This window comes from Bacillus sp. JUb11, from assembly GCF_024807925.1.
GTDB lineage: Bacteria > Bacillota > Bacilli > Bacillales > Bacillaceae > Bacillus > Bacillus altitudinis.
This window is the reverse complement of the sequence record NZ_JANUEZ010000011.1, coordinates 51,490-77,582: the sequence shown is the minus strand read 5'-3', so window position 1 is coordinate 77,582 and position 26,093 is coordinate 51,490. Positions and strand designations below refer to the sequence as shown.

At 40.1% G+C, this 26,093-nt stretch carries 26 protein-coding genes and 1 tRNA gene; 23 read left to right on the top strand and 4 right to left on the bottom strand.

The window, feature by feature from the left end; translation table 11 throughout:
- Positions 1-3: 3 nt before the first annotated feature.
- A complete protein-coding gene (locus tag M2369_RS17690) occupies positions 4-807 on the bottom strand; it encodes a DUF2262 domain-containing protein (protein WP_017360389.1) in 804 nt (267 codons plus the stop codon).
- A gap of 534 nt (positions 808-1,341) precedes the next feature.
- Here M2369_RS17690 and ltaS point away from each other — a divergent pair.
- Together ltaS and lepB are read left to right on the top strand one after the other, a co-directional pair.
- Entirely contained in the window at positions 1,342-3,285 is a 1,944-nt protein-coding gene (gene ltaS, locus M2369_RS17685; RefSeq protein ID WP_173407871.1) for a lipoteichoic acid synthase, read from the top strand.
- A gap of 156 nt (positions 3,286-3,441) precedes the next feature.
- Entirely contained in the window at positions 3,442-4,008 is a 567-nt protein-coding gene (gene lepB, locus M2369_RS17680; protein ID WP_017360387.1) for a signal peptidase I, read from the top strand.
- Positions 4,009-4,252: 244 nt separating this feature from the next.
- Here the strand turns inward: lepB and M2369_RS17675 are convergent, their stop codons facing one another.
- The gene (locus M2369_RS17675) at positions 4,253-5,545 is read right to left on the bottom strand and encodes a homocysteine synthase (protein ID WP_019743963.1); all 1,293 of its coding nucleotides are present in this window, start codon (positions 5,543-5,545) and stop codon (positions 4,253-4,255) included.
- Positions 5,546-5,810: 265 nt separating this feature from the next.
- Here M2369_RS17675 and M2369_RS17670 point away from each other — a divergent pair, with 265 nt between their 5' ends.
- The 12 genes from M2369_RS17670 (at position 5,811) to M2369_RS17615 (ending at position 15,054) form a co-directional block, all read left to right on the top strand.
- A complete protein-coding gene (locus tag M2369_RS17670) occupies positions 5,811-5,966 on the top strand; it encodes an FbpB family small basic protein (RefSeq protein ID WP_034647783.1) in 156 nt (51 codons plus the stop codon).
- A 162-nt stretch (positions 5,967-6,128) separates the two neighbouring features.
- Positions 6,129-6,896, top strand: coding sequence for an ABC transporter ATP-binding protein (locus M2369_RS17665; RefSeq protein ID WP_041507556.1), 768 nt, complete (start codon positions 6,129-6,131; stop codon positions 6,894-6,896).
- 14 nt (positions 6,897-6,910) lie between these two features.
- Entirely contained in the window at positions 6,911-7,900 is a 990-nt protein-coding gene (locus M2369_RS17660) for an aliphatic sulfonate ABC transporter substrate-binding protein (RefSeq protein ID WP_041507555.1), read from the top strand.
- Positions 7,901-7,944: 44 nt separating this feature from the next.
- Positions 7,945-8,733: an ABC transporter permease gene (locus M2369_RS17655; RefSeq protein ID WP_234712545.1), complete on the top strand. Its 789-nt coding sequence runs from the start codon at positions 7,945-7,947 to the stop codon at positions 8,731-8,733.
- Between the two features lie 14 nt (positions 8,734-8,747).
- Positions 8,748-9,890 carry an FMNH2-dependent alkanesulfonate monooxygenase gene (ssuD, locus tag M2369_RS17650; RefSeq protein ID WP_041507553.1) on the top strand — a complete coding sequence of 381 codons (1,143 nt, stop codon included), beginning with the start codon at positions 8,748-8,750 and terminating at the stop codon, positions 9,888-9,890.
- Positions 9,891-10,431: 541 nt separating this feature from the next.
- Complete coding sequence (locus M2369_RS17645) at positions 10,432-10,644, top strand: hypothetical protein (RefSeq protein ID WP_003211695.1); 213 nt, start codon at positions 10,432-10,434, stop codon at positions 10,642-10,644.
- 115 nt (positions 10,645-10,759) lie between these two features.
- Positions 10,760-11,506 (top strand): ABC transporter ATP-binding protein, encoded by a 747-nt coding sequence (locus M2369_RS17640; RefSeq protein ID WP_041507552.1) that lies wholly within the window; start codon positions 10,760-10,762, stop codon positions 11,504-11,506.
- On the top strand, positions 11,484-12,950 hold the full coding sequence (locus M2369_RS17635; RefSeq protein ID WP_019743966.1) for a hypothetical protein: 1,467 nt from the start codon (positions 11,484-11,486) through the stop codon (positions 12,948-12,950). The genes M2369_RS17640 and M2369_RS17635 overlap by 23 nt, the downstream gene beginning before the upstream one ends.
- Positions 12,934-13,839 carry a PqqD family protein gene (locus M2369_RS17630; protein WP_008349091.1) on the top strand — a complete coding sequence of 302 codons (906 nt, stop codon included), beginning with the start codon at positions 12,934-12,936 and terminating at the stop codon, positions 13,837-13,839. Before M2369_RS17635 ends, M2369_RS17630 begins: the two co-directional genes overlap by 17 nt.
- Entirely contained in the window at positions 13,836-14,117 is a 282-nt protein-coding gene (locus M2369_RS17625) for a hypothetical protein (RefSeq protein ID WP_008349089.1), read from the top strand. The genes M2369_RS17630 and M2369_RS17625 overlap by 4 nt, the downstream gene beginning before the upstream one ends.
- Positions 14,118-14,196: 79 nt before the next feature.
- Positions 14,197-14,853, top strand: coding sequence for a hypothetical protein (locus tag M2369_RS17620; protein ID WP_259255390.1), 657 nt, complete (start codon positions 14,197-14,199; stop codon positions 14,851-14,853).
- A gap of 127 nt (positions 14,854-14,980) precedes the next feature.
- A tRNA-Gly gene (locus M2369_RS17615) sits at positions 14,981-15,054 on the top strand.
- A gap of 96 nt (positions 15,055-15,150) precedes the next feature.
- Here M2369_RS17615 and M2369_RS17610 read toward each other — a convergent pair.
- Complete coding sequence (locus M2369_RS17610) at positions 15,151-15,747, bottom strand: hypothetical protein (RefSeq protein WP_017360378.1); 597 nt, start codon at positions 15,745-15,747, stop codon at positions 15,151-15,153.
- Between the two features lie 83 nt (positions 15,748-15,830).
- Between M2369_RS17610 and queG the strand changes: the two genes are divergently transcribed.
- The 9 genes from queG to M2369_RS17565 all read left to right on the top strand — a co-directional run bounded on the left by queG (position 15,831) and on the right by M2369_RS17565 (position 25,671).
- Positions 15,831-16,979, top strand: a complete 1,149-nt coding sequence (gene queG, locus M2369_RS17605; RefSeq protein ID WP_026050065.1) for a tRNA epoxyqueuosine(34) reductase QueG — start codon at positions 15,831-15,833, stop codon at positions 16,977-16,979.
- A 61-nt stretch (positions 16,980-17,040) separates the two neighbouring features.
- A complete protein-coding gene (locus M2369_RS17600; protein ID WP_008349082.1) occupies positions 17,041-17,943 on the top strand; it encodes an amidase domain-containing protein in 903 nt (300 codons plus the stop codon).
- 43 nt (positions 17,944-17,986) lie between these two features.
- The gene (gene trmL / locus M2369_RS17595; RefSeq protein WP_003211950.1) at positions 17,987-18,460 is read left to right on the top strand and encodes a tRNA (uridine(34)/cytosine(34)/5-carboxymethylaminomethyluridine(34)-2'-O)-methyltransferase TrmL; all 474 of its coding nucleotides are present in this window, start codon (positions 17,987-17,989) and stop codon (positions 18,458-18,460) included.
- Positions 18,461-18,902: 442 nt separating this feature from the next.
- Positions 18,903-20,798 carry a PrkA family serine protein kinase gene (locus M2369_RS17590; protein ID WP_017360374.1) on the top strand — a complete coding sequence of 632 codons (1,896 nt, stop codon included), beginning with the start codon at positions 18,903-18,905 and terminating at the stop codon, positions 20,796-20,798.
- A gap of 140 nt (positions 20,799-20,938) precedes the next feature.
- On the top strand, positions 20,939-22,102 hold the full coding sequence (yhbH, locus tag M2369_RS17585; RefSeq protein WP_041507549.1) for a sporulation protein YhbH: 1,164 nt from the start codon (positions 20,939-20,941) through the stop codon (positions 22,100-22,102).
- Positions 22,103-22,464: 362 nt separating this feature from the next.
- A complete protein-coding gene (locus M2369_RS17580; protein WP_007497037.1) occupies positions 22,465-23,097 on the top strand; it encodes a biotin/lipoyl-containing protein in 633 nt (210 codons plus the stop codon).
- Positions 23,098-23,136: 39 nt separating this feature from the next.
- The gene (locus M2369_RS17575) at positions 23,137-24,756 is read left to right on the top strand and encodes a DHA2 family efflux MFS transporter permease subunit (RefSeq protein WP_041507548.1); all 1,620 of its coding nucleotides are present in this window, start codon (positions 23,137-23,139) and stop codon (positions 24,754-24,756) included.
- 17 nt (positions 24,757-24,773) lie between these two features.
- Positions 24,774-25,298 carry a flavodoxin family protein gene (locus M2369_RS17570; protein ID WP_041507547.1) on the top strand — a complete coding sequence of 175 codons (525 nt, stop codon included), beginning with the start codon at positions 24,774-24,776 and terminating at the stop codon, positions 25,296-25,298.
- A 13-nt stretch (positions 25,299-25,311) separates the two neighbouring features.
- On the top strand, positions 25,312-25,671 hold the full coding sequence (locus M2369_RS17565) for a hypothetical protein (RefSeq protein WP_017360371.1): 360 nt from the start codon (positions 25,312-25,314) through the stop codon (positions 25,669-25,671).
- A gap of 112 nt (positions 25,672-25,783) precedes the next feature.
- Here M2369_RS17565 and cspB read toward each other — a convergent pair whose 3' ends face one another.
- On the bottom strand, positions 25,784-25,984 hold the full coding sequence (cspB, locus tag M2369_RS17560; protein ID WP_008349061.1) for a cold shock-like protein CspB: 201 nt from the start codon (positions 25,982-25,984) through the stop codon (positions 25,784-25,786).
- Positions 25,985-26,093 lie beyond the last annotated feature (109 nt).

Sequence of the window (26,093 nt, the reverse complement as noted above, 5' to 3'; positions counted from 1 at the left end):
TCTTTAGCCAGCAATGTGTGCATCTTGAAACGTTCCATTCATATTGCCAGAGACAATGATGACATGTCCCCAAAATAAATCTCCGTCATGATAGTAGGCTTCGAATTCTCCATTTGGATAAGCATGGAGGCTTTCAAGAGAGATGCGGCTGATAAATTGATCCGGTGTGATCTCTTCTGAATGTTCAGCGGAGTCGTCTTGTTCCTGCCAATCTTTTGCTAGTTCAATCAGCTGATTTGCTGCATATGACTTCATGGAGGCATCCCATGTTGTCTGCTCTTCTACGAGTTGTCTAGCCGTTTTCAGAGAGTCATTCATTTCTTCCTCTTCTTCAAGATTGAAGTAAAGAAGGCACTCCTCATTGCCCCACTTGATGGTTGTTTCAAATAAGTCTAGTCCTTTCACTAATTCAAAGGTACCCAGCTTGTCATCATGGTAAAAGATAGGTTGTTGAGCTTCTTCTAATATTTCTTGAAGTTCTTTATCTTCAGTATCTGTATCAACAAGTGAAACGAGCATAAATTCACCTTCACCTTTACGTACTTGAAGTGTGACGATAGATTCTTTATGTAATTGCGCTTGTTTTTCTCGTAATCCCTTTTCATCTGTTAACCAGCACAGTCTCACTTTTTCGGTTATGATGCGGTCTTTTTCCTTCCATGCAATGAGCGGGATTGAAGCAGTCCAAAGAGTCTCTTTTCCTGCTTTTCCTGCGCCGACTCCAGAAGGTCCTGTAACAGCCATGATGTCTATCACTTCTTCTGAGAATCTTTGTTCAAATATGTTGATTTGTTTGTTTGATTTCATAGGATGTCCCCCAGCTTGATTTATTTGATGGAGCTATACCTTTATCACACCGTACATTGGCAGGGGAAATCAAGCTTTTTTTATTTAAAACTGTTTTTTAGGTATGTGGCAGCAGAGAGGATACATGGATTGTAGGAGGTTGAGTCACAATAAAAAAGCAAATCGGTTCGGATTTTGTATAAATTTGGCTAAGTGAGTCGAAAAGCCTAGGTGATTCTTCCTTTTCTTTATAATTACTTTGACACGATTAGATGAAAAAAGTAAAGTAGTACTGAGTGATTTACAAAACCTTCATCATTCTCTGAAACATGTAGAGGCAGTAAATTTAATGTAAATGGATATTTTTCCTTTTATTTACTCGTATTTTTTTTGAAACTTATGATGCTTCTTATTCGTTATATTAAAGGAGCACATGTAACCTGCGGAGAAAAGAGCATCGGAATGCTTGGTGCAGAAGATTTACATTTGCAAAATCAATGTAAATTTTTTATGATTTCATTTATATCAGATCGAAAATAAGAAAGAAGAGGTTTTATGAAAAAAATATTTGCGAACAAATATAGCTTTTTTGTTTTGGCTGTCCTTTTATTTTGGGCAAAATCGTACACAGCCTACAAAATGGACTTTAATTTAGGAGTGAAGGGATCTTTTCAAGAGGGTCTTCTCTTATTAAATCCATTTAGTTCAGCCATTGTGTTTTTGGGACTGGCTCTCTTTTTGAAGGGGCGTAAATCGGCCATTGTTTTAATTGTCATTGATTTTATTATGACCGCACTTTTATATGCGAATGTAGCGTACTATCGTTTCTTTGATGATTTTTTAACATTCCCGACAATGAAACAAGCCGGTAATCTTGGGGGAGGTATGACCGGTGGTGTTTTAGCAAGTATTAAGCCGCATGACCTTTTGTACTTCCTTGATATCATCATTTTAATTGCCATTGTCATTTGGAGACCAGAAGTGAAGAAGTTCCAAATGAAAAAAACTTTCGCACTGCTGATTGTGGCTGCAGGTGTTGGACTATTCTTCGTTAACCTACACTTAGCTGAAAAAGATCGTCCAGAATTATTGACGAGAACATTTGATCATAAGTACATTGTGAAATATTTAGGTGTTTATAACTATGCGATTTATGACGGCGTGCAAACCGCACAAAATGCAACGCAGGTAGCAAATGCGAGTAGTGATGATTTAACGGATGTCGTGAACTATACGACCTCTCACTATGCGAAACCAAATGCAGAATACTTTGGTCAAGCAAAAGGGAAAAACATCATCAAAATCCATTTAGAAAGCTTCCAGTCATTTTTAATTGACTACAAGTTAAATGGAGAAGAAGTGACGCCGTTTTTAAACAAACTAGCTCATGGAAAAGAAGATTTTACGTATTTTGATAACTTCTTCCACCAGACTGGTCAAGGGAAGACTTCTGATGCTGAGCTCATGATGGATAATAGCATGTTCGGCTTGCCAGAGGGAGCAGCGTTTGTGACAAAAGGTGAAAATACCTTCCAATCACTTCCTGCTATCCTAAATCAAAAATCAGGCTATACGAGCGCAGTGCTTCACGGAGACTATAAATCTTTCTGGAACCGTGACACAATTTATAAGCACATGGGGTATGATCAATTCTTCGATGCTTCATATTACAACATGGATGAAGAAAACCTTGTGAACATGGGTCTGAAGGATAAGCCGTTCTTTAAAGAATCAATCCCAATGTTAGAATCAATGAAAAAGCCATTTTATGCACACTTAATGACATTGACCAACCATTATCCATTTAATTTAGATGAGAAAGATGCGACAATCGCTAAGGCAACAACTGGCGATAAAACAGTGGATAATTATTTCCAAACAGCGAGATATTTGGATGAGTCATTAGAACAATTCTTTAAGGACTTGAAAAAATCGGGTCTGTATAAAGACTCAGTGATTCTATTATATGGTGACCATAATGGAATTTCTGAGAACCATAACCGTGCAATGAGTGAGATTCAAGGGAAAGAAATTACGCCATATCAAAATGCACAAAATCAGCGTGTACCGCTCATGATTCGTATCCCTGGGAAACAAGGCGGCGTGAATCATACGTATGGCGGTGAAGTAGACGTGATGCCAACGCTTCTTCACTTACAAGGTATTGATTCAAATGAGTACGTGAATTTTGGAACAGATTTATTCTCTAAGAAGCACGATCAAACTGTTGCATTCCGTAACGGAAACTATGTGACACCAAAATATACCCTTGTAGATAATACGGTCTACGATACAAAAACGGGTAAAGTGGTGAAACAAAACAAAAAGACAGAAGCGATTAAAGCCCGTGTTGATAATCAGTTAAGCCTGTCAGATAAAGTACTGTACAGGGATCTTCTTCGATTCCATAAGCTATCTGATTTTAAACCAGTGAATCCATCTGATTATTTCTATGGTAAAACAAACAAAGAGACAGAAGCGGATTCTTCTGCTAACTAACTGAGTTTTGGGCAAGCACAGAAAGGTGCTTGCCTTTTTCTCTCTTACAGCTTGATTTGTTGGCAAAATATGTTTATATTTAGGGAGAAACAAGCGTGGCGTCAGCGATCAGCTGGCGATAACTCATTTTGTCCTAGGGGATTTCAGGAGGAGCTTATGACAACAAATACAAAAACACAAAAAAAGAAATCAGAATTATGGGGCTGGATCAAAGCCATCTTAATCGCATTTATTGCTGTTTTTATCATTCGTAACTTTTTATTCGCACCGTATATTGTGAAGGGGACTTCTATGGAACCGACACTGCATAATACAGAGCGGGTGTTTGTGAATAAAACAGTCGATTACTTCGGCGATTATAAACGCGGACAGATCATTGTTCTTGATGGGGAAGACCGCAGTACTCACTATGTGAAACGATTGATTGGTTTACCTGGTGATAAAATCGAAATGAAAAATGACCAGCTATATGTGAACGGTCAAAAAGTGGCGGAGCCTTATTTAGCATCAAACAAAAAGAAAGCTGCCGCAGATGGCACCTTGTTGACACCTGATTTTGGTCCTCTTACAGTCCCTAAAGGAAAGTACTTTGTCATGGGTGACAATCGCCAAAACTCAATGGACAGTCGCAACGGTTTAGGTCTTTTTACAAAGAGTGACATTCAAGGGACAACATCATTCGTGTTTTATCCCTTCCAAGATATTCGATTAATCAATCACTAATCAATAAGAAAAAGCACACAGGCGTGTGCTTTCAGATTGTTGACAAAGGGATAAAATGAACTTTATTTTATCCCTTTGTCTTCTTTTCAGCCCAGCGTGATAGAAAACCTTTGCAGTCTAGGAAGGACGAGTACTGGCGCGGAGCGAATTTGACATTCGTGAGCACCAGCACGCAGGACTGACAAAGAATGCGAGGGTTTGTCTACACGATGAAAGCACACAGGCGTGTGCTTTTTTTGTTTGGTTAAGACTGGCTTTTTGAAATTGCCTGTTCTAGATCTGCCAGAATATCTTCAATCGCTTCTGTTCCAACAGATAAACGAATAAGTTCTGGTGTCACCCCTGTGGCTTTTTGCTCTGCTTCACTTAATTGCTGATGCGTTGTGCTGGCAGGGTGGATGATGAGTGACTTAGAGTCGCCTACGTTTGCAAGATGTGAGAAAAGCTGAACCGAATCAATGAGTTTTTTTCCTGCGTCTTTGCCACCTTTAATGCCGAATGTGAGGATGGCACCTTGTCCTTTTGGTAAATAAGTTTGAGCCAGCTCAAAGGATTCATGGCCTTCAAGACCTGGATAGCTGACCCATTCTACAAGAGGATGATCTTGTAAAAATTGTGCTGTCTTCAATGCATTTTCACTGTGGCGTTCAAGACGTAGATGCAAGGTTTCTAAGCCTTGCAAGAGTAAAAATGAGTTGAATGGTGATAAAGCCGCCCCTAGATCACGTAAGAGCTGTACACGTGCTTTTGTGATATAAGCCGCTTCACCAATCGCTTCCGTATACGTCAGGCCATGATAGCTTGGGTCTGGTTCAGTCAGGCCTTTGAACTTATCGCTATCACCCCAAGGAAACTTGCCGCTGTCGACGATGACTCCGCCAATAGATGTGCCGTGGCCGCCGATGAATTTCGTCGCTGAATGGACGACAATGTCTGCGCCAAATTCAATCGGTCTTAACAAATAAGGGCTGGCAAGTGTGTTATCCACAATTAGAGGGATGTGGTGCTTGTGTGCAATGGCTGATACGGCTTCAATATGTAAAATGTCGCCTTTTGGATTTCCGATGCTCTCTGCATACACTGCTTTTGTTTTATCTGTAATGGCTGCTTCAAGTTCTTCAAGGTTTGAGGAATCCACAAACTTTACTGTTATTCCAAGCTTTTTCAAGGTATGCGCAAATAAATTATATGTGCCGCCATACAGACTGCTGGAGGATACGATTTCGTCACCAGCTCCTGCAATGTTTAAAATGGAGTAAGTGGTCGCTGCTTGTCCTGAGGAGACAGCAAGTGCACCAATTCCACCTTCAAGCTCAGCGATCCGTTTTTCAAACACATCATTTGTCGGGTTCATAATACGTGAATAAATATTACCGGGTTCCTGAAGTCCGAATAAATTCGCCGCATGCTCACTATCTCTAAAACCGAAAGAGCTTGTTTGGTAAATAGGTACAGCTCTTGAATAGGTGGCTGAATCCAGTTCTTGACCTGCGTGTATTGCTTTTGTTTCTAAACGAAATTGAAGTTCTTCTGACATGTGTGTATCCTCCTTTTGTTAGATAAAACCAACTACTTTAATAAGAAATATTTAATAAGACTATAAATCTTGTTTACTGCCTGGTCAATCATTTTTTAGATAAATCTGAAAAAACAATAAATATAGTTGACATGTCGGAATAGTATGTATTAACATAAGCATACTGAAAATACCAACAAGAATCGCTGATCGGTCAACCGAAGGCTCGTTCACTCAGGCATGAGTGAAGGGCCTTTTTTTATTTTAATCAGGAGGGAAGCTGAAGATGGAGAAAAAGAAAAAACGAAAAAAATACAGAAAACATTTGGATATCACATTAGACATTTTGATTGAGCGGAACAAATATGAGATTTACAGCAATCAAGAACGAATAGAAGAAATTTACGATCGTATTGATGAAAAGCATACAAGGTCAAAATAACCATTTTATAAAATATAGTTGATTTATAGGAATAATATGATTTAGGATGGTGCTAACAACTCAATATGAATAGCTGATCGGACAACACGAAGGCTCTTATCTCTCTTTTGGGATAAGGGCCTTTCTGTGTATTTATCTGATGAAAAGAGGAGTGAACTTGCAATGACTATTTCCATTGATATTGTGGATAAGTCTTTTTGGAAAGACAAACAAACCATTCAAGTGCTTGAAAACGTAAGGCTCACCATCGTTCCTGGTGAATTCGTGACGGTGATTGGTCCGAGCGGATGCGGGAAAAGTACATTGCTGAAGATGATTGGAGGCCTTGATACAGATTATGATGGGCAGATCGTGATAGGAGAAAGGCGTGTGGTAGAACCAGGAATGAAACAGGGCTTTATCTTTCAAGAGCATCGCTTGTTTCCATGGCTGACGGTCGAAGAAAATATCGCTGCCAATTTCAATTTAAAACAGGTGGCTGTTCGCCGCAAAGTGGATGAATTAATTGAAATTGTTCGGTTAAAAGGTTTTGAACACGCCTATCCACATGAGCTTTCAGGCGGGATGTCACAACGTGTTGCTATTGCAAGAGCACTTCTGCGTGATCCGGAGATTTTATTGCTTGATGAACCTTTTGGTGCGCTAGATGCATTTACACGGAAACACTTACAGGATGTACTGCTGGATATTTGGCAGGAGAAAAGAACAACGATGGTGCTTGTCACTCATGATATTGACGAATCCATTTATTTAGCCAATGAAATTGTGCTGTTACAAGCAAGACCCGGCCGAATTCATAAAATCCTTCCCGTGAACTTACCATTCCCGCGGAATAGAACGTCAACAGCTTTTCAGAGCTTAAGACAAAGGGTGCTTTCAGAATTTGAGAAAACAGATGAGCTGTTACTGACGAATGGCTCAGGAATTTAAGGAGGTCAAATTGAATGAAAAGGCAAAAAAGGATCGTTCTCTTTCTGGGTATCCTCCTTGTATTAGCTGGGTGTGGTCAAGCAGCGAATGGATCAGAAGACAAGCCGAAAGAGATTCGGATTGGGCTTCAGCAAAGTCTAAGCCCACTTCTTTTAGCAAAGGAAAAAGGGTGGTTTGAGCAATCATTTGAAAAAGAAGGTGTGAAAGTCAAGTGGGTGGAGTTCCAAAGTGGTCCTCCCCAATTCGAAGGACTCGCCGCCAATCAATTAGATTTTTCACAGGTTGGTAATTCACCTGTTATAGCTGGTCAGGCAGCAGGTATTGATTTTAAGGAAATTGGTTTATCTCAGGATGGGTTAAAGGCGAATGGGATTTTAGTGAATAAGAACAGTGAGATTCAAAAAGTAGAAGATTTAAAAGGAAAAAAAATCGCCGTTGCCAAAGGAAGCAGTGGTTTTGACTTTTTATACAAAGTATTAGATCAGGCTGGTTTATCTGCAAAGGATGTTCAGATCATTCAGCTTCAGCCGGATGAGGCAATATCTGCGTTTGAAAATGGATCAGTTGATGCTTGGTCGATCTGGGAGCCGTTCTTATCACTTGAAACGATAGAAAAGGGAGCAAAGCTACTGGTTAATGGAGAAGCGACCGATTTATATTCACCTGGATTCACACTTGTCAGATCCAAGTTTGCCGATGAGTACCCTGAACTAGTGGTGCAATTTTTAAAAGTATATGACAAAGCGGTGAAATGGCAGAAAGACCATCAACAGGAAGCCATTACACTTTATGCTCGTTTGAAACAATTAGATCAGAAGGTGGTGACACAAGTATTAAACAATACAGAGCCGCTCAATGAGCCCATTTCTAAGAAGATCATAAACGCTCAGCAGCATACAGCTGATTTTCAATATCAAACAAAGGCGATTCAGCGGAAGATTGATGTCAATCAGGTGGTAGATAATTCGTTTATTGAAAAAATGCTGAAAGAGGAGAAGAGTTGATGAAAGCTGCATCTAACCCAGCCCTTGTGACTAAAACTGAGCGAATGAAGAAAAAAAGGAGAAAAGCTTCATCCTTCATCATGTTAAAAGGACTTGTATTACCTGCTTTACTCATTGCGATTTGGCAGGGAGCTGCTGCTTCCCAAATCGTTTCTTCTACTGTACTACCTGCACCCACTGTCATTGCGGAATCTTTTCGTGAGTTGATTCGTTCCGGTGAGCTGTTTGGCCATCTTTACATCAGTCTCTACAGAGCAATATGCGGGTTTTTACTTGGGGGAGGTTTAGGACTTGCGATGGGTCTGTGTGTCGGTTTTTCTAGGAAAACCGAGCAGTATGTAGATCCGACCTTGCAAATGCTGAGAACAGTTCCTCATTTAGCGGTGACTCCTTTATTTATTCTTTGGTTTGGTTTTGATGAATCAGCGAAAATTTTATTGATTGCACTTGGGGCTTTTTTTCCGATCTATATCAATACTTTTCTAGGAATTCGCAGTGTAGATAACAAGCTTTTCGACGTGGCTCGCGCTTTAGAGTTTAATCTGTATCAAAATATCACAAAGCTCATTTTACCTGCTGCCCTTCCTCATATTCTTCTGGGCGTGAGGCTTTCATTAGGCATTGCCTGGCTTGGTTTAGTGGTGGCTGAATTGATGGGGTCGAGTAGTGGAGTCGGCTACATGATTATGGATGCAAGACAATTCTCGCAAACGGATAAAGTGTTTGTAGGGATTATCATCTTTGCGGTAGTTGGTAAGATGACTGATTCATTTGTACGGCTGTTAGAAAAGCGATTGCTCAAATGGCGCATAAGTTATCAAGGTGAAAAATAATAGGAGGCGATATGATGAATATTCTATGGTTTATTCCAACGCATGGGGATGGGCGTTATTTAGGATCTTCGAAAGGGGCAAGACAGGCAGACTATCCGTATTTTAAACAAATTGCTCAAGCTGCCGATCAGCTTGGGTACACAGGGGTCTTGCTACCTACTGGTAGATCTTGTGAAGATCCATGGCTGACAGCGGCCGCTTTAGCTGCAGAAACAACCCATTTAAAGTTTCTTGTGGCTCTTCGGCCAGGGTTGATGCAGCCATCTGTTGCTGCTAGAATGACCTCCACATTTGATCGGCTTTCAGGCGGGAGACTGCTGATCAATGTTGTAGCGGGAGGAAGTAAAGAAGAACTTGAAGGAGACGGGCTATTCATTTCTCATGATGAACGTTATGAGGCAGCAGAAGAATTTTTGACCATATGGAAGAGGTTATTGAAAGGAGAGAATGTTCAGTTTCAAGGGAAGCATCTGCAAACACAAAATGGACGGCTGTTATTTCCACCAGCTCAAACACCACATCCACCCGTTTTTTTTGGAGGATCATCAGAAGCAGGCATTCAAGCCGCTGCAAAACATACAGATGTTTATTTAACTTGGGGCGAGCCGCCTGCACAAGTAAAAGAGAAAATCGCACAAGTGAAAAAGCAGGCTGAAAAGGAGGGAAGAACGGTGAGGTTTGGTATTCGACTTCATGTGATCGTGAGGGAAACGGAAGATGAAGCTTGGCAGGCAGCGGAACATCTGATTCGTCATTTAGATCAAGAGACTATTGATGATGCGCAAAAGACTTTACAAGGGATGGACTCAGTAGGGCAAAAACGAATGGTTGAATTACATCAAGGGAATAAAGAGAAGCTTGAAATTAGCCCTAATCTTTGGGCGGGCATTGGCTTAGTTAGAGGCGGGGCAGGAACAGCGCTCGTCGGGGACCCGCATACAGTAGCAGAACGTATAATAGAATATCAGTCTCTAGGTATTGATACATTTATCTTTTCTGGTTATCCGCACTTAGAAGAATCTTATTATTTAGCAGAACTTGTTTTCCCGCTTCTCCCATTTAAAAGAAATGGTGATGCAGGACCACACGTTCCTGATGGTGAAATTATTGGGAACAATTACTTTCCTGATACAGCCTCTGCTGCAAGTTCCTCATAAATGAAAGCAAAGCAGTCATACTTGTCGGGCTGCTTTGCTTTTTTTATAGAAAGAGAAGCAAGTAAAATGATATGTGCTGTGGAAGAAGGCAAGGGCTTTTTTCCCAACAGGTTTTCTTGTATATACATATTTTAAGAGACAAGAGAAGAAGGAAAATATGCTCACTCTTTTGTCGGAATTATCAGTTAATATGTCGTATTTGATGTGTTAACGACATATAATTAGGACTTTTATATCTGATATATCGGGGGAATTCTTTCTATCTCAAAAAAATGAAAGATTAAATAGAAGAGATGATGAAAATGAACTATTTGAAAAAAGGCAGAAAAAAGATGGATTTATTGACAATATATGGGTTTGGTGGTTCTTATGTTGTGGTGGAAAATAGTAAAAAAGGGAGAATTTATATAGTTGAACATGAATAATTGAATAAAAAGTCACATTTTACACGAAAATGTGTTCGGTCAAAAATGGGATCTTCTGTTGATGTTTGGAGTGTGACGCCTATGATACGATCATCATAAGCTGGGAGGTGAAAAGTATGACTTATGCAGCGCCGCAAGTTGACTATTCCACTATGGAACCTGCTATTATGGACCAAGCTTGGTTCTTAGTATTTGTTGCTGTCCTTCTTGGATTGGGAGCAACAGTTGTTCTAGGAGCAGCAGTTTGGTGTTTAGCAAACGGCAAGGGTAGCTTTACAGGAGCCGTTCAGTGGGAAAGTGGCTTAAAAGTCCAAATTGAATGTAAGTAGCTATACTTAGGATTCATCTTTTTACTTCTTAGATAAGACACCAGGGCTAAACCGTCTGTGGCGGGCGGTTTAGCCTGATCTGTTTTTAAAGAATATGCAGACACTTGGAGGTTATATGTTTACGATCGAGAATTTAACCAAGACGTATAAAAATAACGTGACTGCTGTCAATGATTTTCATTTGAAAATTGCCCCTCATCAAATCGTTGCTGTGGCTGGACCAAATGGATCCGGTAAAACAACGATGATTAACTGTGTACTCGGCATCATTAAGCATACAGAAGGAACCATTCATATCAAGGATGTCACAAATGATGATCCATCCTTTAAAAAACAAGTCGCCTATGTTCCAGATGATCTGCTGCTCCCTGAAGCATTGACTGGTGCTGAATATTTAGATTTTGTTTCTTCTATGTATGAATGTAAAACAATTCAAAGAAGAAATCAACTAATTGAATTGTTTGATATGGAAACAGCTTTATCAAGACCGATTGAAACCTATTCCCATGGAATGAAAAAAAAGACACAGCTGATTGCTGCCTTTATGCTTGAGAGTCAATTAGTGATCATGGATGAGCCCTTTAGAGGACTTGATATTGAAGCGGTTATAAACACAAAGAAACTGATGAAACGTTATGCCGAGCACCATGGTGCAATCTTGCTTTCAACGCATGATATGCTTTCAGCGGAAGAGCTGTGCCACAAGATCGCCATTATTTCTAAAGGAAATAAAATGGATGAAGGGACGGTTTCAGCTTTAAAAGAAAAGTATCAATCAAGCACATTGGAACAGGTGTTTCTGAAAGCTTCAATGTTAAGTGATAGGGGTGCACATTTTGATGAAATCATTAATCATTTCTAAAATGATGCTTAAAATGTGGCAGCAGGAGATGTATAAGCTCTTTGATACTCAAACGAAGCGAATCATTGTGGTCTTATTCTTTTTGTTTGCAGTCACAATGGGAGCCATCATCGGATACAGTTTTACGGGTGTCTTTATGAAGGCTTTCTTAAATGGAGATGAACGGTCACTTGGGTTGTTGGTTGTGTCGATGGCAATCAATGCATCCATTTTTACAAGCTTGTTATTTGTGCTGATCAAAGTCAGAACACCTGAACAAGATCGTTTTTCTATGCAGCTCAGCTGGTTTCCGCTGTCTACCTTTCAAAAAAGTCTTGGTTACTTCATTCCGATGGTGACAGTCGTGACAGGGCTTGTTTTATTTTTCATCGGGATCTTGCTTTTACCTAATTTTATTGCACAAGGGATCGGTATTTTCTTTATTCTTACATTCTTTTTGATGGTGCTTTTGCAATCCCTCTTTGTCTTAACACTGCTTCAGCTCATTTACAACGTGACTTATTTACTCGTACTAAAATTAAAATTACCGTTGCAAAAATTTGCAGCGATATTTGTTTTATTAGCGCTAGTTGTAGCGTATGGAATGACACATTTCGACATCAATCAAATACAGCAATCATATGTACAGTTTGATTATCATTTGATGTATTTTACAGCGCCGTTTTTCTTAGCGGCACAAGGGATGTCTCCTGACGGGGTGAATTATGCGATTTTGATCCTCTTCATCTTATTATCTGCGGGAGGCGCATTTATTTCTCTTGCTTTAATGCCAATTATGGCTGAGAAAAAAGCGTTAACCTTTCTGCACAAACTACCATTTTCATCTTCGAAAAAGTGGTCACTCATTGTAAAGGAAATAAAGTCACAAGTGAGAAATGAAGAAAATATTTTAAACTTTCTCATCCTCCTTATTGTCATTTTATTTGTCCGTTATCAGTTTGCCTTCCGCTTTGAAGGAGAAGCTTTTTTTGTCTTATGTGCGCTAGCTGGGTTAACAGCTTTTAATTCATTTGGCAATGACAAACGTATGCTTGGGATGTATAAAACGTTTGGTCTAAGGCCATGGGAAGTGGCTCTTTATAAGTTTCTCGGACTTTTGCTCGTTGGTGTGATCCAAATTGTTTTATTTATGATCACAACACTGACGCTCCCGGATCAGATCTGGATCGTGTTGATTGGCGCTGCTGTCTTGTGTAATGCAACGGCTCTCTTTTATGTGGTAGGTATTTTATTACCCCTTGATCGAAATAATCCTTACACAGGTATTTTCTCGTTTGGAGCGCTTATTTTAATCATGATTCCGATTGTATTTATTGGAAACTATGTGATAGGGGAATCGAGTCAAATGCTTCAGTGGCTGCTTGTGGCAGGATTTGAATGTCTGCTCATCTTTGCCATATATAAAGGTTTTTCATGGAGGTATTCACATGATTCAACTTCTTAACAATAAGCTAAAGATTGAGCGGGTGCCGGCACTTGCGCCATATGTGACTTTACAAAAAAGGCATTTGACTGATACGCAGTACGGAAGCTCACTTCCAATTAACGAAAGTGCATATCATATGTTAACGAAAGTGGATGGTCAAAGGACAGAGGCGAGTATTACGGCAGAACTCGCCGATTTGTTTCAGGTCGATGAGTCTGTGATTGCCCGCGATTTTTATCAATTGATGATGGGGCTGAATCAGCATCACTTGCTGTCGATTCATTATCAATCGCCATATCGGACTGTCACAGCCTTCTGTCAATTTTTTAAGCAGTATCAAGTAAAGATGAAAGAGCGATTTGACTGCACGGGTCATTCATTTCTTCACATATTGGGTACGGCTCTGCTGATGGTGACGCGCAAAATCATCTTTTTCTGGGTGCTCTTTATGATCATGGCGGGAATCGCCTTTTTATTTATTCCTGATCCATCGATTGCAGCCATTGCGATTTATTTTACGATTATTTATTTCGGATTAATTACTGGAACCGCCTTGCATGAGGCGGCACATGGGTATGCACATCGGAAGTTCGCCGGCCGGGATGGCCCTCAAGGCTTTTTTGCGAGCGATATGATGTCTGTGAAATTTGTGAGGCCTGTTTTAGATCCGTTTCAGAAAAAACAGGTGTGGATTACACTGCTTGGTCCGCTTTTGCCGGGGCTCATTGGCGCAGCCGGAATCATTGTGACTGTTTTATTTCTAAAAGAAAATCCAATTTCGACAGGGTTTTTCATTTTTTCAATCACGTATTTTATTCAATTGCTCTACCTTCTTCCGTTTATGGGGGATGGTAAGTCTATTATGAAGCAGTTATTGCTTGGTGGAATGGGAGGACAACGATCATGAACGTTCAGGCAATGAAACAAGGTGCAATTGTTGGTAGTTTCCTAGGTTTCTTAGGCTTTCCGATGCTGACCATTGGTGTTCTGTTCTATCACTTATTTCAATCAAAAACAAATAATGAATTATTATTTAACAGTCTTGCTTTTGAGATGGAAGGTTCGTCTGCATTTACGTTCCAAATCAAACCAAACTTTTTTATTTATATGGTTGTCATTTTTGCTGTCAGTTTTCTCATTGTGGCATTCCTATCAGCCATGAAACAGAAAAAAGCGAAAGATTAGGAGAATACTCCTAATCTTTTTTTGTATAATCAACCAAATTTTAGTATAATAAAAAATAAAAGTATAAAAGGGGATATCAATGATTAAGAAATGGAGCATTCTTTTATTGACTGTTTTTCTATTAGCAGGATGCGGCGAGAAGGCTGCAGAAACAACAACGACAGAGAAAACGGTCTCTAAAATAGAAACAGAGTCTGACTCTAAAAACCAAGTAACGATTGAAAAAATGAAATTGACAAAGAAAGAAAAAAACTTACTAGAGGCATCAACGACGAATGAAATAGTAGCTCTTACACTTAAAGGATTAACGAAGAATGATAAGAGTATTACTTTTATCGGGAGCCACTACAAAAATGGCCGGCTAGTTGATAAGGAAGTATATTCTTCGACTTTTACGTTACATCAGGATGGAACTGACCAAACGATGAATATACTTTTACAATTAAGAGATGAGAAAGATACATATGAATCACAATTTAGTATGTGGTCAGACAACAAGAATGAGGGAATGACAAAAGCAACAGCAAGTTTTCCGTTCAAAATAAGTGATTATGTTTTTTCTGCACAATCTGATACTGTCAAAGTCTCTTCTGGAGGAAAGGCACTGATTGCATATACAGCGGAAATGGGAAAAGACGGGAATTCACCGATGCTTGAAAGGATTGAGAAAAATCCTAAGCAAGCGCTGAAGAATAAGTCACATGCCTACTTATTTTATATCCAGCTAGACAAATAACTATCGTAATATATATGGAGAATATGAAATTTTTTGACGAAAAATCTTCATATTCTCTTGACGAATTGTTAAGAAAGTTGTAACATAATAAAAGTCAACGCAATGATGTTGTCTTTAAAAGATTGATGCGGGTGTAGTTTAGTGGTAAAACCTCAGCCTTCCAAGCTGATGTCGTGAGTTCGATTCTCATCACCCGCTCCAATACATAATTTTGTTTATAACGCAGTATTTCGTTTCATAGATAAACGAAGTGTTGCGTTTTTTATTATGTCAGTATAATGTAAAAAGCACTGTCACCTACAGTGCTTTTTCAATGAGTTCATATTTACTTTCTCCACCATGTATTTGTATAAACATCTTCGTCAAGGATTGTATAAGTGCCTCACTCTTTTCCCGGGAAATAGATGGTGGGAAGAGAATGATTTGAAGAATGCTTTTTGTGTCTTGAGAAATTTGAGCTTTACTTGCTTGAGAAAATAACCCTTTAAGCTCTGCGCCATCCTGCCATTCAATATGACCAGTTTCATTTTTGGATAATGAAAGAGGCCCTTTCAATTGATCGGCATCTAATGTAAGGATAGGCAAGAAATATTTTAATGAAAAAAATATCGACAAATCCTGTACGGAATTGGTCGAGTCAATAAATTGTTCTTTTTGAATATCAGCAAGAAGCGGAAGAAAGGGGACACCTTCTAGAAGATTCGTCCATTCTTTGATCGCTGGTACTTCTTCCAAAGTTTGATCTTCATATTCAAAAAACAAAGATTCTTGAAACAGTCGCAGTCGGCCTTTTAACATTTGAGGGGATTTTCCTATCTCAATATGTGAATATTCAATCTGTCCAACATGGATAGACGGGCTTTGAGGTTGGGAGATTTCCATTTGTATCTTCACAGTGACTCACTCCAATCGGTCATGATACACTCGTATTATACTGAAAACAACTGAAGAAACAAAGAAAGGAGGTTTGCAAGGTGATTCATGTTGGACAATTAAAAGAAGAGTTAATTCAATATGCGAATGAAATTGGTGTCGATAAAATTCGATTTGCAAGTGCTGATACATTTGATTCATTAAAGGACCGCCTCATCTTACATGAATCGTTAGGGTATTTGTCCGGTTTTGAAGAGCCTGATATCGAAAAACGAACAAATCCTGCTTTGCTGCTTCCAAAAGCAAAATCAATTGTCGCCATTGCGCTCGCATACCCTTCCAAAATGAAAGATGCTCCCCGAAGTACAAAGGATGCAAGAAGAGGGATTTTTTGCAGGGCTTCATGGGGAACTGATTATCATGTTGTGCTGAAAAAAAAGCTCGACATGCTTGAAGAATTTTTGCGCAGTAAACACGAAGATATTCGGACAAAATCAATGGTGGACACAGGTGAATTGTCTGACCGTGCTGTAGCCGAACGTGCTGGCATTGGCTTTAGTGCAAAGAACTGTATGATTATCACACCAGAGTTCGGATCTTATGTCTATTTGGCTGAGATGATTACAAATGTTCCATTTGAACCGGATGAGAAAATAGAAGACCAGTGCGGAACTTGTAATAAATGTGTGGATTCATGCCCAACGGGTGCTCTTGTGAATCCAGGCCAGCTCAATTCTCAAAGGTGTATTTCGTTTTTAACACAGACAAAAGGGTTTTTACCTGACGAATTTCGCTCGAAAATAGGGAATCGGTTGTATGGATGTGATACGTGCCAAACGGTTTGCCCAATTAATAAAGGGAAAGACTTTCATCTACATCCTGAAATGGAGCCGGACCCTGAAATTGCAAAGCCGCTCTTAAAGCCACTGCTGACAATCAGCAATCGTGAATTTAAAGAGAAGTATGGTCATGTTTCTGGATCATGGCGAGGGAAAAAGCCAATTCAGCGGAATGCCATTTTGGCACTTGCTCACTTTAAAGATACATCTGCTTTGCCAGATTTGGTTGACCTGATGCATAAAGATCCAAGACCAGTCATTCGAGGCACGGCTGCTTGGGCAATCGGTAAAATTGGCGATGGTCAGCAGCTTTCAGAACTCGAAAAAGCCCTTGAGCGGGAAAGTGATGAAGAAGCAAAACAAGAGATCATCAAAGGGATTGAATTGTTACAAACACCTTTAAATACTAAATAACCTCCCATTGAACATAGAATGAACCAAACAGAGATGTTAAAAAAAGTTTGGTGGTGTCTGTGTGAAACAATTATTAGAACAAACGTTAGAAGACAGACTGGCATATTTATTAAATGGCAGTACGATCAAACAGCCGCAGCTGATGTCTGATGTGGACGCTGTGGAGAGAAAGAAAGAGCTGTTTGCAAGAAGACAAGTTGAGATTGTCAAGGCGAAAGCAAAAGCAAAACTTCTCGATTCAGCTATTCAAGATGATGGAGCTCAGCAAGTACAATATCTCGCGCACCTCACTTATGTCTGTAAGGATATAGACGATTCTTTTTATTTAGAGGAACAGGTTGAGAAAAGAGAAGCGTTTCTTTATAACGACATGCTTGTGAAAGATCGGATGATGTTAGAAGAACGACAAAAGGAAGATCAGGTGGATGAGCGCTTCCAAAATGAAGACCAATTTGGAAGAGCTTTTCACTATGACCGGCGTGCAGCTGTTCAATATGCTGAGACGTATTGGAATAAACGGAATCCAGCCTATAAAAATTTCGAAGATAACTGTACGAATTTTATTTCACAATGTCTAAAAGCAGGGAATGCGCCAACGAGAGGATATCCGAACCGTGGATCTGGCTGGTGGGTTCGTCCACATACGTGGAGCTACAGCTGGACGGTGGCACATTCGATGAAAAATTATTTAGCGAATTCCAAAGCGGGGTTGAGAGCGAAGAAGCTCAAGGAGCCGCAGGAGCTTCAAATAGGTGATGTTATTTGTTACGATTTTGAAGGTGACGGTAGGTATAATCATACAACCATTGTCGTTGATCATGATAAAGGCGGAATGCCTCTTGTGAATGCACAAACGTATGACAGCCGTATGCGTTACTGGTCGTATGAAGATTCAACGGCTTATACACCTAGTATTCGTTATACGTTTTTTCACATTTTGGACGATGCTCCGAAGGATAGTTAATGGTATAATGTTGAGCGGAAAAGAAAATTAGAGGTGAACTTTTTTGGGACTTCATGTCGTTTTATATCAACCAGAAATTCCAGCTAATACTGGAAATATTGCGCGAACATGTGCAGCAACAAATACAACACTTCATCTGATTCGTCCGCTTGGTTTTTCGACAGATGATAAAATGCTGAAGCGTGCAGGACTCGATTATTGGAAATATGCCAATGTCGTCTATCATGATTCATTAGATGAATTGTTTGAGGCTCATCCGAAGGGGCAATTTTTCTATATCACAAAGTTTGGGCAAAAGCCGCATACAACGTTCGATTACTCGCAGCTAGATGAAGACTACTTCTTCGTATTTGGCAGAGAAACGAGTGGATTGCCAAAAGATTTGATTGAACGGAATATGGATCGCTGTCTACGTTTACCAATGACAGAGCATGTTCGTTCACTGAACCTATCGAATACGGCAGCGATTCTTGTGTATGAGGCGCTTCGCCAGCAGCAATACCGAGATTTGATATAAGAACATGATAAAAGCCGAGATCCCATCTCGCTTTCAGTGAATATGTAAGTACTGAAAATATGAACGAAATGAAAAAGGATGTTCCGCTGATGGAACATCCTTTTTTTCATTTACCAGGCTTGCCTTCGTAGCCAGCTGTGAAAATGGATACTAAAAACGTAATGATGACGCCCATCATAATGACCGTTCTCATATAAGCTCCCCCTTATCCCTTTGTTCCTTCGCTGCCGGTTTCATATGTTGTGAAGTTCGCCTTGAAAAGCAGGAGATGAAGATCATTTTTCTCCTGTTTTTCCTTTATTATGAAGGGTCTTGCGGATGGTTGTCAATTCAGTTTGCCAATTCGTCATTTTGAAGAACGAAAGCATGTAATAGGACGCCTCCGCATAGATTGTAAAACAGTATCTGATTTCTAGCTTCAATCTTGAAAGAGGAGGTTCATATGGATATTTTAAAGAAAATTGAACAGCACAGAGAAGAAGAGCAGCGACTGAAATGGGAAGGCACCTTCAGCGAATATTTAGATATTATTAAAGAAAATCCACTTGTCGCTCAATCTGCTCATTCTCGCGTTTATCATATGATTAAGGACAGCGGGATTGAAGAGGAGAATGGGGTCAGAACCTACAAATTTTTTGATCAGGAGCTTTTTGGTTTAGAGGAATCATTGGAAAGGCTAGTGGAAGAGTATTTTCACCCTGCGGCTAAACGTTTAGATGTCAGAAAGCGTATTTTATTGTTAATGGGTCCAGTCAGCGGCGGGAAATCGACGCTTGTCACAAGGCTGAAAAGAGGGCTTGAAGAGTATTCACTAACAGATCATGGCGCAGTCTATGCGATTAAAGGCTGCCCAATGCATGAAGATCCGCTTCATCTCATTCCGCAAAATTTGCGGGAGGATTTTTATAGAGAATATGGCATACGTGTGCAGGGGAATTTATCACCTTTGAACTTGATGAGGCTCGAAGAGGAATATGGTGGCCGCATTGAGGATGTGAGAGTGGAACGAATTTTTTTCTCAGAGGACAAACGGACCGGCATTGGTACCTTCAGCCCGTCGGATCCGAAATCTCAGGACATTGCTGACTTAACAGGAAGTATTGATTTTTCAACGATTGCTGAATTTGGTTCAGAGTCAGACCCGCGTGCGTACCGGTTTGATGGAGAGCTCAATAAAGCGAACCGTGGAATGATGGAATTTCAGGAGATGTTAAAGTGTGATGAGAAATTTCTATGGCATCTTCTTTCATTAACGCAGGAGGGAAATTTTAAGGCGGGGCGTTTTGCGTTGATTAGTGCGGATGAATTGATTGTTGCACATACGAATGAAACGGAGTATCGATCATTTATTTCGAATAAAAAGAACGAGGCTTTACACTCAAGAATTATTGTGATGCCGATCCCTTATAATTTAAAGGTGACAGAGGAAGAACGCATTTATCATAAGATGATTTCAGAAAGTGATGTCTCAGATGTTCATATTGCACCGCACACGCTAAAGGTGGCTGCGATGTTCTCTATTTTGACAAGACTGAAAGAGCCGAAGCGGTCTGATATCGATTTGGTGAAAAAAATGCGACTGTATGATGGGGAAAGTGTCGAAGGTTTCCAATCTGTTGATATTGATGAGATGAAAAAGGAATTTCATGACGAAGGAATGAGCGGAATTGACCCGAGATATGTCATTAACCGCATTTCATCCACTATTATTCGAAAGAACATGGAATCCATCAATGCACTGGATGTCCTCCGTTCCTTAAAAGAAGGACTCGATCAGCATCCATCGATCTCAAGTGAAGATCGGGAACGTTATTTGAATTTTATTTCTGTCGCACGAAAAGAGTATGACGATATGGCGAAGAAGGAAGTTCAAAAGGCATTTGTGTATTCCTATGAGGAGTCTGCGAAAACTCTCATGGATAATTACTTAGATAATGTTGAGGCGTACTGCAATAAAAACAAACTGCGTGATCCGTTAACAGGTGAAGAAATGAATCCTGATGAAAAGCTCATGCGTTCAATTGAGGAACAGATCGGCATTTCTGAAAACGCCAAAAAGGCATTCAGAGAAGAAATCCTTATTCGGATTTCAGCTTATGCGAGAAAGGGCAAACGCTTTGATTATAATTCTCACGAGAGATTACGAGAAGCTATTCAGAAGAAGCTCTTTGCCGATTTGAAAGATGTCGTGAAAATTACGACATCGACGAAAACGCCGGATGAGCAACAGTTGAAAAAGGTCAATGAAGTAGTGGCGCGATTGATTGATGAGCATGGCTATAATTCTACAAGTGCAAATGAACTCTTAAAATATGTAGGCAGTCTTCTGAATCGTTAATAAATGAAGGAGGCATTATTGGCGCAAACTAGCACCGGTAATGTCTTTTTTAAAAATCATCGTCATTTCGACGACGGCCAGCATACGATAATGGAATCGATGGGTACAAGAATTGTCCAAAAAGGTGAGGAGGGGGATGGATGTCCCGGCAAGAAAAAAGTCAGTTTATTGTGTCTCAGGAAGACTGGTCCCTCCATCGAAAAGGCTTTGATGACCAGCAGCGTCATCAGAAAAAAGTCAAAGAGGCGATTAAAAACAATTTGCCGGATCTTGTCACAGAGGAAAGCATCATCATGTCTAATGGCAAAGATGTGGTCAAAATTCCGATCCGTTCTTTAGATGAATATAAAATTCGGTACAACTATGATAAGAATAAGCATGTAGGTCAGGGGGATGGAGAGAGCCAGGTTGGCGATGTGGTCGCTCGGGATGGATCTGACAGTAAGCAAGGGCAGGGAAAAGGTCAAGGTGCTGGAGATCAAGCCGGTGATGATTATTACGAAGCAGAAGTCTCATTAATGGATTTAGAGGAAGCGCTATTTCGTGAGCTGGAGCTACCAAATCTTAAACAAAAGGAACTTGATGATATCGTTGTCGAGGAAATTGAGTTTAATGATATTCGCAAAACGGGGTTAACCGGTAATATTCATAAAAAACGAACCATGCTGTCAGCATTTAAACGAAATGCCATGACAGGAAGCCCTTCCTTTTATCCTATTTATCCAGAGGATATTAAGTATAAGACGTGGAATGAAGTCACCAAACCAGAATCAAAAGCGGTTGTCCTAGCGATGATGGATACGAGCGGAAGTATGGGGCTTTGGGAAAAATATATGGCGAGAAGCTTTTTCTTTTGGATGACACGTTTCTTGCGGACAAAGTATGAGACAGTCGAGATCGAATTCATTGCCCACCATACAGAGGCGAAGGTCGTAGACGAGGAGCACTTCTTTTCTCGGGGAGAGAGCGGGGGAACCATTTGTTCTTCTGTCTATCGAAAGGCACTAGAGCTCATAGACGAACGATATCCTCCGTCACGATATAATATTTATCCTTTCCATTTTTCTGATGGTGACAATTTGACCTCTGATAATGCACGGTGCGTGAAGCTCGTTTCTGAAATTATGAAAAAAGCCAATTTATTTTGTTATGGTGAAGTGAATCAATATAATCGGCATTCTACGTTAATGTCAGCATATAAACATATTCAGGATGAGAAATTTAAGCATTATATTTTGAAGCAAAAATCAGACGTTTTTCTCGCATTAAAAAAATTTTTTCAGCAGGAAGAAGTTCTTTCTTAAAGAGAACATTCAAAAAAACCTTTCAGCATAAGGGCTGAAAGGTTTTTTGTGTGGAGAAGGAAGGGATCACCAGAAAAAAAGTAAAACTTTCTCTTTGACATTTCAATTTTCATTTATTAATATTTAATCTTGTTAAATATAAGTTTTTCAAAAAAGATGCCGATTGTCTTTTCTTCTTTTTCTGCTTTTTGCTCATAAGTGAACAATAAGTATAAATGGGCTGCACACCATTTTCAGCGGAGTAGAAAAAGGGGAAACAGGCAGCTCTATGAGCTTGTTTCATAATCTGTCAGATGATGGGCATTCTAAGTTTGCTAAAGCAGATGACACTATATTTTTATACATGAAAGGAGAAACAAAACATGAACAGAGGGCGTTTATTGCTAACGAATATTATTGGCCTTATTGTGATTCTTGCCATTATTGCCGGAGGTGCTTATTACTACTACGAAAGCACAAACTTCGTAAAAACAGATGAAGCAAAAGTGACAGGTGACATGTACCAAATTACAGCGCCAGCAGCTGGACAAATCAAAGGCTGGGACATCAATGAAGGTGACGAAGTGCAAAAAGACAGCACAGTTGCAAAAGTTGAAGGAGAAGCAAAAACTAACATTAAAGCAGTGGCTGATGGCACATTAGTCAAAAAAGAAGTACAAAACAACCAACAAGTGCAGCCTGGGACAGTTCTTGGTGAAACGATTGACCTAAGCAAGCTTTACATTACAGCGAATATTAAAGAAACAGACATTAAGAACATTGAAAAAGGTGACAAAGTGGACATCGTTGTAGACGGCGATCCTGATACAACATTTGAAGGAACAGTTGAACAAATTGGTTATGCAACAAACTCAACATTCAATATGCTGCCAGCAACAAACTCAAGTGGTAACTACACGAAAGTGACACAAAAAGTAGCAGTGAAAATTTCAATTAAAAATCCATCTGACAAAGTACTTCCAGGTATGAATGCTTCTGTCAAAATTTCATCTTAATGATGACTGATATCAAAAAATGAAAGGAGGTTGTCTGAGATGGCAAATCAACCTGCAGCGACAAAACAGGGAGCAGGCTCCTTGTCTTTACTGATCATTTTAATGGCCGGTTTGTTCGTAGCGATTTTAAACCAAACGCTTTTGAACGTAGCCATGCCCCATTTAATGACTGAATTTAATGTGAGTGCGACGACAATTCAGTGGCTTACAACAGGTTACATGCTTGTCAACGGTGTGCTCATTCCGTTATCTGCGTTTTTAATCACACGTTTTGGCCAGCGCAGCTTATTCCTCGTGGCGATGATTTCATTTACACTAGGGACTTTTATTTGCGGTATTGCGCCAAACTTTTCTACGATGCTGATTGGTCGTTTGATTCAGGCAGTCGGTGGCGGTATCTTACAGCCGCTCGTCATGACAACAATCCTTTTTATTTTCCCTCCAGAAAACAGAGGGAAAGGAATGGGGATTTTTGGTCTTGCGATGATGTTTGCGCCAGCTGTCGGACCAACGTTATCTGGTTATATTATTGAACACTATTCATGGCGTATTATGTTTTATGGACTTGTACCAATCGGTGCGATTGTCATTATCGCGGCTTTCTTTATGTTTAAAAATATTGTAGAGCCTAAAAAAATCAAGCTGGACACTCTTGGTGCGATTCTGTCGATCGTTGGTTTTGCTTCGCTTCTATACGGAGTGAGTGAAGCGGGAAGTGATGGTTGGACAGATCCAATCGTTTTATCTACGATTATCATTGGTGCGATTGCGATCATTCTCTTTATTTTCCAACAGCTAAAAGCGGATAATCCGATGCTTGATTTCCGCGTGTTTAAATACAGCATTTTCTCATTATCAAGTGTTATTAACATTATTATTACCGTTGCCTTATACACTGGGATGTTCTTACTACCGATCTACTTGCAGAACCTCGTTGGGTTTACTGCACTGCAATCGGGGCTATTAATGCTTCCAGGGGCACTTGCGATGCTTATTATGTCCCCAATTTCAGGGATCTTGTTTGATAAATTTGGACCTCGTCCACTTGCCATTGTGGGGATGCTGATTACGGTTGTCACCACATACGAGTTTACAAGGCTAACGATTGATACATCTTATAGTCACATTGTGCTCATGTATGCAGTACGTGCCTTTGGTATGTCACTCTTGATGATGCCAGTCATGACTGCTGGGATGAACCAATTACCGCAGCATTTAAACAGTCATGGTACAGCGATGTCAAACACACTGAGACAAATCAGTGGTTCGATCGGTACGAGTTTGATCACGACGATTTATACAAATCGCACGACATTCCATTATTCCAATATGGCAGATCAAACGAATACAGCTGATCCGTTCTTTATGAATTCATTCCAAGCGGCTGTCTCTAATGTGATGCACCATATGGGCATGACAGCAGAAGCTGCTCAAAAATATGTGTCGACCCAGCTCTTTACGAAAGCACAAGTCGATTCCAATGTGATGGGCATCAATGATGCTTACATGTGGGTGACATTATTCTGTGCAGCGGGTGTGATTCTCAGCTTGTTCCTGCGAGATGTACGTAAGGATAAAAAGCGAAAAGAAAAGCAGGATAAGAAACAAGAAATGACATTGCTTCCAGCACCTAAGGAAGCAAACCAAGATGCAAGATAAGTGTGGAGGGACCGTACATGAAAATTTATGTCGTATATGATAGTGAAGGTGACCATACAAAAGCACTTGCAGAAGCGATTGCAGCTGGCGCAGGTGAAACAGAGCACGCTGAAGTGTTCATTGATCATGTGAAAGATGCGGATATCCGCAAGCTTGATCAAATGGATGCAATCATTTGGGGCTGCCCTGGTCACTTTGGTACCATTAGTTCTGGATTAAAGACATGGATTGACCGTCTTGGGTATTTATGGGCAGAAGGAAAACTCATCGATAAAGTCGGTGCCGTTTTCTGTACCACTGCAACAACACACGGCGGATTAGAAATGACGATGCATAATTTGATTACGCCAATGTTCCATCAAGGGATGCTTGTGGTCGGCCTTCCTGGAAATGTTCCAGAAAATGCGTTATACGGCTCTTATTATGGAGCAGGTGTGACGTGCCCGATTGATTCTGATGAAGTGATTTCTTCAGAAGGCATTGAGCTGGGGAAAGCATTAGGAAGACGTGTAGCATCAGTCACTGCGTCATTTAAGCGATAAGGAGAGGGTTCTTTTGGCGACGATTATTGTAGCGTTAGTAGCTGCTGTTCTAGTCATTATCGGATTAGTAGCGTTCAATGTCAGACACGCTTCGGCCGAGAAGGAAGAGATCAAAGAAGATGTATCGAATCATCCTGACGTGCCGCATAGCGAGCCAGAAGTTGCGGCGAGACCTGTAGAGCCTGAAGTGGAAGAAAAAGCGTCAGAGCCTTCTCAGACAGATGATGCTCCGTCAGGTGATGATTTCTATAGACAGGCGCTTCAAAAGTTTAAGCAGCCAGAACCACCTGTCAAAGAAGAAGAACCAGAGACGAAAATGAATGATGATATGTATCGTTCTGCTTTACAGAAACTAAAGCAGAAGGACAAATAAAAAGAGAACCTTTCGTCAGGTTCTCTTTTTATTGCACAAAAAAACCGCCGGCATAAAAGCCGAGCGGTTTTCCTTCACTCTATAAAGTGCTAAAAGAGCAGATGCTCTTAAATTACGCTTTGTTAACGTTAGCAGCTTGTGGTCCACGGTTACCTTCAACGATTTCGAAAGAAACTGATTGACCTTCTTCTAAAGTTTTGAAGCCTTCGCCTTGGATAGCAGAGAAGTGAACGAATACATCGTCTTGACCTTCTACTTCGATGAATCCGAAACCTTTTTCAGAGTTGAACCATTTTACTTTACCTTCTAACATGAAATTTCCTCCTAAAGCGATCTTAACGCTTAAATTCACTATTCTTGCTCTTACACAAACTTCAAAGACGAAAACTCTTTCAAAACTTTCTTCTTAAAGATGATACGAA

Excerpts from the sequence above, each read along its gene's own strand:
- M2369_RS17690 (WP_017360389.1), bottom strand. The coding sequence starts at position 807 with ATGAAATCAAACAAACAAATCAACATATTTGAACAAAGATTCTCAGAA.
- ltaS (WP_173407871.1), top strand. The coding sequence starts at position 1,342 with ATGAAAAAAATATTTGCGAACAAATATAGCTTTTTTGTTTTGGCTGTC.
- lepB (WP_017360387.1), top strand. The coding sequence starts at position 3,442 with ATGACAACAAATACAAAAACACAAAAAAAGAAATCAGAATTATGGGGC.
- M2369_RS17675 (WP_019743963.1), bottom strand. The coding sequence starts at position 5,545 with ATGTCAGAAGAACTTCAATTTCGTTTAGAAACAAAAGCAATACACGCA.
- M2369_RS17670 (WP_034647783.1), top strand. The coding sequence starts at position 5,811 with ATGGAGAAAAAGAAAAAACGAAAAAAATACAGAAAACATTTGGATATC.
- M2369_RS17665 (WP_041507556.1), top strand. The coding sequence starts at position 6,129 with ATGACTATTTCCATTGATATTGTGGATAAGTCTTTTTGGAAAGACAAA.
- M2369_RS17660 (WP_041507555.1), top strand. The coding sequence starts at position 6,911 with ATGAAAAGGCAAAAAAGGATCGTTCTCTTTCTGGGTATCCTCCTTGTA.
- M2369_RS17655 (WP_234712545.1), top strand. The coding sequence starts at position 7,945 with ATGAAGAAAAAAAGGAGAAAAGCTTCATCCTTCATCATGTTAAAAGGA.
- ssuD (WP_041507553.1), top strand. The coding sequence starts at position 8,748 with ATGAATATTCTATGGTTTATTCCAACGCATGGGGATGGGCGTTATTTA.
- M2369_RS17645 (WP_003211695.1), top strand. The coding sequence starts at position 10,432 with ATGACTTATGCAGCGCCGCAAGTTGACTATTCCACTATGGAACCTGCT.
- M2369_RS17640 (WP_041507552.1), top strand. The coding sequence starts at position 10,760 with ATGTTTACGATCGAGAATTTAACCAAGACGTATAAAAATAACGTGACT.
- M2369_RS17635 (WP_019743966.1), top strand. The coding sequence starts at position 11,484 with ATGAAATCATTAATCATTTCTAAAATGATGCTTAAAATGTGGCAGCAG.
- M2369_RS17630 (WP_008349091.1), top strand. The coding sequence starts at position 12,934 with ATGATTCAACTTCTTAACAATAAGCTAAAGATTGAGCGGGTGCCGGCA.
- M2369_RS17625 (WP_008349089.1), top strand. The coding sequence starts at position 13,836 with ATGAACGTTCAGGCAATGAAACAAGGTGCAATTGTTGGTAGTTTCCTA.
- M2369_RS17620 (WP_259255390.1), top strand. The coding sequence starts at position 14,197 with ATGATTAAGAAATGGAGCATTCTTTTATTGACTGTTTTTCTATTAGCA.
- M2369_RS17590 (WP_017360374.1), top strand. The coding sequence starts at position 18,903 with ATGGATATTTTAAAGAAAATTGAACAGCACAGAGAAGAAGAGCAGCGA.
- yhbH (WP_041507549.1), top strand. The coding sequence starts at position 20,939 with ATGTCCCGGCAAGAAAAAAGTCAGTTTATTGTGTCTCAGGAAGACTGG.
- M2369_RS17580 (WP_007497037.1), top strand. The coding sequence starts at position 22,465 with ATGAACAGAGGGCGTTTATTGCTAACGAATATTATTGGCCTTATTGTG.
- M2369_RS17575 (WP_041507548.1), top strand. The coding sequence starts at position 23,137 with ATGGCAAATCAACCTGCAGCGACAAAACAGGGAGCAGGCTCCTTGTCT.
- M2369_RS17570 (WP_041507547.1), top strand. The coding sequence starts at position 24,774 with ATGAAAATTTATGTCGTATATGATAGTGAAGGTGACCATACAAAAGCA.
- cspB (WP_008349061.1), bottom strand. The coding sequence starts at position 25,984 with ATGTTAGAAGGTAAAGTAAAATGGTTCAACTCTGAAAAAGGTTTCGGA.